Source organism: Mesorhizobium sp. M1A.F.Ca.IN.020.06.1.1 (assembly GCF_004023265.1).
Lineage (GTDB): Bacteria > Pseudomonadota > Alphaproteobacteria > Rhizobiales > Rhizobiaceae > Mesorhizobium.
In genome coordinates this window covers 1-3929 of the sequence record NZ_RZSR01000574.1, presented here as the reverse complement: position 1 = coordinate 3929, position 3929 = coordinate 1, and the positions used below count along the sequence as shown (strand labels likewise).

Genomic DNA, 3929 nt, shown 5'->3' with positions numbered 1-3929 from the left:
TGCTCGATCGCGGCATCGCGGTCGCGATCGACGGGACGATCTATCGCGACACGTGGTCGAAGGAACTGCCGCCGGGGGCGGAGATTTTCCTGCTGCCGCGGCTGGCGGGTGGATAGGCGGAGCGGCGGACCGCCTTCGCCGGATTCGCGCTGAGCCTCACCCCTTTTTGACAGAGCCGGCAGTGACCTCATCCTTGTGCGCGGCAAAGGCTTCCAGGACCTCGGTCTTTTCGGCTTTCGGAACCTTGAAGCGGTCGAGCGTCCGCCCGAGTTCCGCTGCGACCTCGTCGAACTCGGCGGGAGAAATCTTCAGGTCCTTGTGGGCCTCCTCGAGGCCGAGCGGCGTCGCGCCCGGCTCGGTGGCCACGAACTTGAAGGGGCCGCCGGAAACATCGCACACCCACAGCGTACGCATGAACTTGAGGCCCGGCAGCCGTTCGAGGTTCTTGGTGTGCCATTTGCGCAGTTGCGGGTTCTTGGACTTCTTGCCGACGATGGGGTTTTTCACGACGGCGTCGCTGAAGTGATCGACCACGGCTGCGATGGCGAACACGCCTCCCAGCCGATCGTACAGACTCTTGTCCGGCGCGGTCTGCTTGGTCTGCGCCAGCGCATCGCCGGCGGGCAATATGGCGGTCGACGCGGCCGCCGCCGCCAGCACGGCGACGACGCTTCGTCTCGAAAGAGAGGTCGAAACAGCCGTTTTCATCTCTGGTACCTCCGTTGGGCCAGAGCCGGCCGCTCTGGCGGCTTCAATGCGTGATTGCGGGACATATGCACTTTGCCTCAAACGGGATCGTATGAGGAACTAACGAAACTGCGCCCGAAATATTCCTCCGGCGGACCGGCAGCCTGGGGTCTATTCACGATGGCTAAAATTTTGCGTGACGGAGACGGATACATAAACGGCGTCGCGCGTTAATGCGCCTATGGCTGACGGGCTCTTCCGTGAATCGTGGCCTCGCGGAAACGGCGAGATGGCGCGATTCATTCGCGAATATCCCTGGTCGGAAAGCCCGCTCGGGCCGATCGAGACATGGACGCTCAGCCTGAGGACGACGGTCGACCTGATGCTCGCCGCCGAAGCCCAGATCGTGCTTTTCTGCGGGCCGGAGTTTGTCGCGCTCTACAATGACGCCTACGCGCCGACCATCGGCGACAAGCATCCGCGCGCGCTCGGCCGTCCCGCCGAGGAAAACTGGTCCGAGCTCTGGACCGACCTCGAGCCGCTGCTGCGAGGAGTTCTCGAAACCGGCGAAACCTTCTCGGCCAGGGACCGGCCTTTCTACATCGAACGATCCGGCCTGGTCGGCGAGACGGTCTATTTCGACATCTCCTATTCCGCGGTGCGGGCGCAGGACGGCACGGTCGAAGCCGTGCTCTGCATCGTTTCGGAGACCACGGCCCGGGTGCTGGCGGCAGCAAAGGTGCGCGAAAGCGAGCAGCGGTTTCGCGCGCTGGTCAATGCCAGCTCCGACGTGGTTTACCGGATGAGCCCGGACTGGCAGGAAATGCATGAGCTGGACGGCCGCGGCTTCCTGTCGAGCGCCCAGGGGCCGGCGATCCGCTGGCGCGACGAATACCTGTTCCCGGAAGACCAGGCGAGCATCCAGGCGGCGATCGAGCGCGCCATCATGGAGCGCGGCGTGTTCGAGCTCGAGCACAGGGTGCGGCGCGCCGACGGGTCCGCCGGCTGGACCACCTCACGGGCAATCCCGATCGTCGATGACACCGGCAGCATCTTGGAATGGTTCGGCATGGCGGCCGACATCACCGAAAAACGGGCGAGCGAACAGCAGATCCAACTCTTGATGCGCGAGGTGAACCACCGCGTCAAAAACCAATACGCCGTGATCCTTTCCATGATCCGCGAGACGAGCAAGCGCGCGACCGACCCGCGCGCGTTCGAACACCAGATCCGCGAACGCATCATGGCGCTGTCGCGCTCGCACGACCTTTTGGTGCTGAACGACTGGCGCGGCGCCGGCATGGCCGACCTTGTGCGGGAACATCTGCGGCCGTTCGGACACGAAGAGCGAATCTCGCCTTGCGGGCCGGACGTGACGTTGCGGCTGAACGCGGTGCAGAACATCGGCATGGCGCTGCATGAGCTGGGCACCAACGCGACGAAATACGGCGCCCTGGCGGGCGACGCCGGAACCGTGCGGATGGACTGGCGGGTAGCCCCGGCCCCCGAAGGCAGCGATTTCGAGCTGGTCTGGGAGGAACATTTTTCCGAACCTGCCGCGGCCGCCGATGCCAAGCCGCACAAAGGCTTCGGCAGCGTCGTTCTCCAGCGCGTCGTCCCCACCAGCCTCTCCGGCAGCGCCTCCATGGAACGGCTGCCCGGCCTCGTTCGCTGGACGCTCTCGGCGCCGCTCGCCAACGTGGTCGTCGCCGGCGGGGCGGAGCTCGACCCCGATGAGCAGATCGCCGGGCTGACGTGAGGCCGGTTGCATCCTGGGAGACGGAACAGGGCGGCTCGCCGCCACGTCGGAAGCTCGCTGGCGCCGCCGAGCCCTCGCCGTAGCGCCGTACGCCGAATGGCTTGCGCTGCTCCCACTTTTGCTTTCCCCTTCCCCGCTTTTTTAGAACAGAAAAGCGCCAGCTTTTCTGTTCTGGACTCTGGATATTTGGACTCTGGATACTGGCTTATGGATTATGGGGCTTATCCCAGGCCTTAACCCACGGCTTATCCCAGCGCGGAATTCCGTCACGCTTCCAAAGGCTTAGGCTACGGGTCCTCAGCATGCCTTTGAAGCGCGTGCGCACGGGCCGGCGATCTCCTGTTGCTGTCTGGCCAACAGTGAACAAATTAGGAACAAAAATGTCAAGCCGGGCACCGCTGACGCGGCCGGCGATCGTCGCTTTGCCGCCATCGGCTTTCTGTTGCCGAGGCGCTTCAAGGAGGCAGGCTGGCAGCCCGCCGGGGTCTGATGGCAGAGAGATGCGGCTGGCCTGCTGCAGCCAGCCGCAGCCGGCGGTTTATGAATTCTTTGCTGCGGATGCGCTCTCCACATCATCCAGCCCCTTGGCCTTGTAGACGAGGTAGGAGATCGCCCAGGCGGCGATGAAGATGCCGATAATGGCGAAGCCCAGATTGTTGAAATTGTCGTTGAGCGTGCCGACGCCGTTCCAGAAGCCGCCCGACAGACCGAGCTTGTCACCGATCAGGCCGAGCGCCTCGATGCCGCCGATCAGTACTGCGACAAGGACCGACACCAGGGTGATCGTCATGTTGTAGTACAGTTTGCGGATCGGCTTGACGAAGGCCCACTCATAGGCGCCGAGCATCATCACACCATCGGTCGTGTCGACCAGTGACATACCGGCCGCGAAAAGCACCGGGAAGACCAAAATGGCTTCGAACGGCACGCCCTTGACCGCTTGTGCCGCGGACACGCCGAACATGGCGACTTCGGTCGCGGTGTCGAAACCAAGGCCGAAGAGGAAACCAAGTGGGAACATGTGCCAGCTGCGCGACACCAGCCGGAACATCGGGCGGAAGACGCGCGCCAGGAAGCCGCGATTGTTGAGCAGCAGGTCCAGGTCCTCCTCGACAAACGCCCCACCGGCCCGCACCCGCCGATAACTTCTGTAGATCGAGAAGAAGATGACGATGTTCATCGCCGCGATGGCGAGCAGGAAGAGTGCGGAAACGCCGGTACTGATCGTGCCGCCAATCTCCTGAAGGCTCTGGAAACGGCCGAGCAGGGACGTTGCCGCCGCGATAGCCGCAGCGACGATGACGACGATCGTCGAATGGCCGAGTGCGAAAAAGAAGCCGACGGAGACCGGCCGTTTGCCGTTCTGCATCAGCTTGCGCGTGACATTGTCGATGGCCGCTATGTGGTCGGCATCGACGGCATGGCGCAAGCCGAGGCCATAAATGACGAGAGCGACGCCAAGCAATGTTGGCTTGTCGTGGAA

Annotated in this window: 3 protein-coding genes and 1 pseudogene; 2 read left to right on the top strand and 2 right to left on the bottom strand. The window is 63.5% G+C overall.

Annotation, left to right across the window (positions count from 1 at the left end; all coding sequences use genetic code 11):
- Window positions 1-116, top strand: a pseudogene (locus EOA60_RS39145) (MoaD/ThiS family protein); the annotation flags it as partial.
- A gap of 40 nt (window positions 117-156) precedes the next feature.
- Here the strand turns inward: EOA60_RS39145 and EOA60_RS22565 are convergent.
- A complete protein-coding gene (locus tag EOA60_RS22565; RefSeq protein ID WP_245322344.1) occupies window positions 157-660 on the bottom strand; it encodes a group 1 truncated hemoglobin in 504 nt (167 codons plus the stop codon).
- A 316-nt stretch (window positions 661-976) separates the two neighbouring features.
- Between EOA60_RS22565 and EOA60_RS22560 the strand changes: the two genes are divergently transcribed.
- Window positions 977-2446, top strand: coding sequence for an HWE histidine kinase domain-containing protein (locus EOA60_RS22560; RefSeq protein WP_164893851.1), 1470 nt, complete (start codon window positions 977-979; stop codon window positions 2444-2446).
- A gap of 538 nt (window positions 2447-2984) precedes the next feature.
- On the opposite strand, the gene EOA60_RS22555 is transcribed toward EOA60_RS22560, so the two are convergent.
- Window positions 2985-3929: HoxN/HupN/NixA family nickel/cobalt transporter (locus EOA60_RS22555; RefSeq protein ID WP_164899467.1), on the bottom strand; the 945-nt coding region annotated here is incomplete at its 5' end.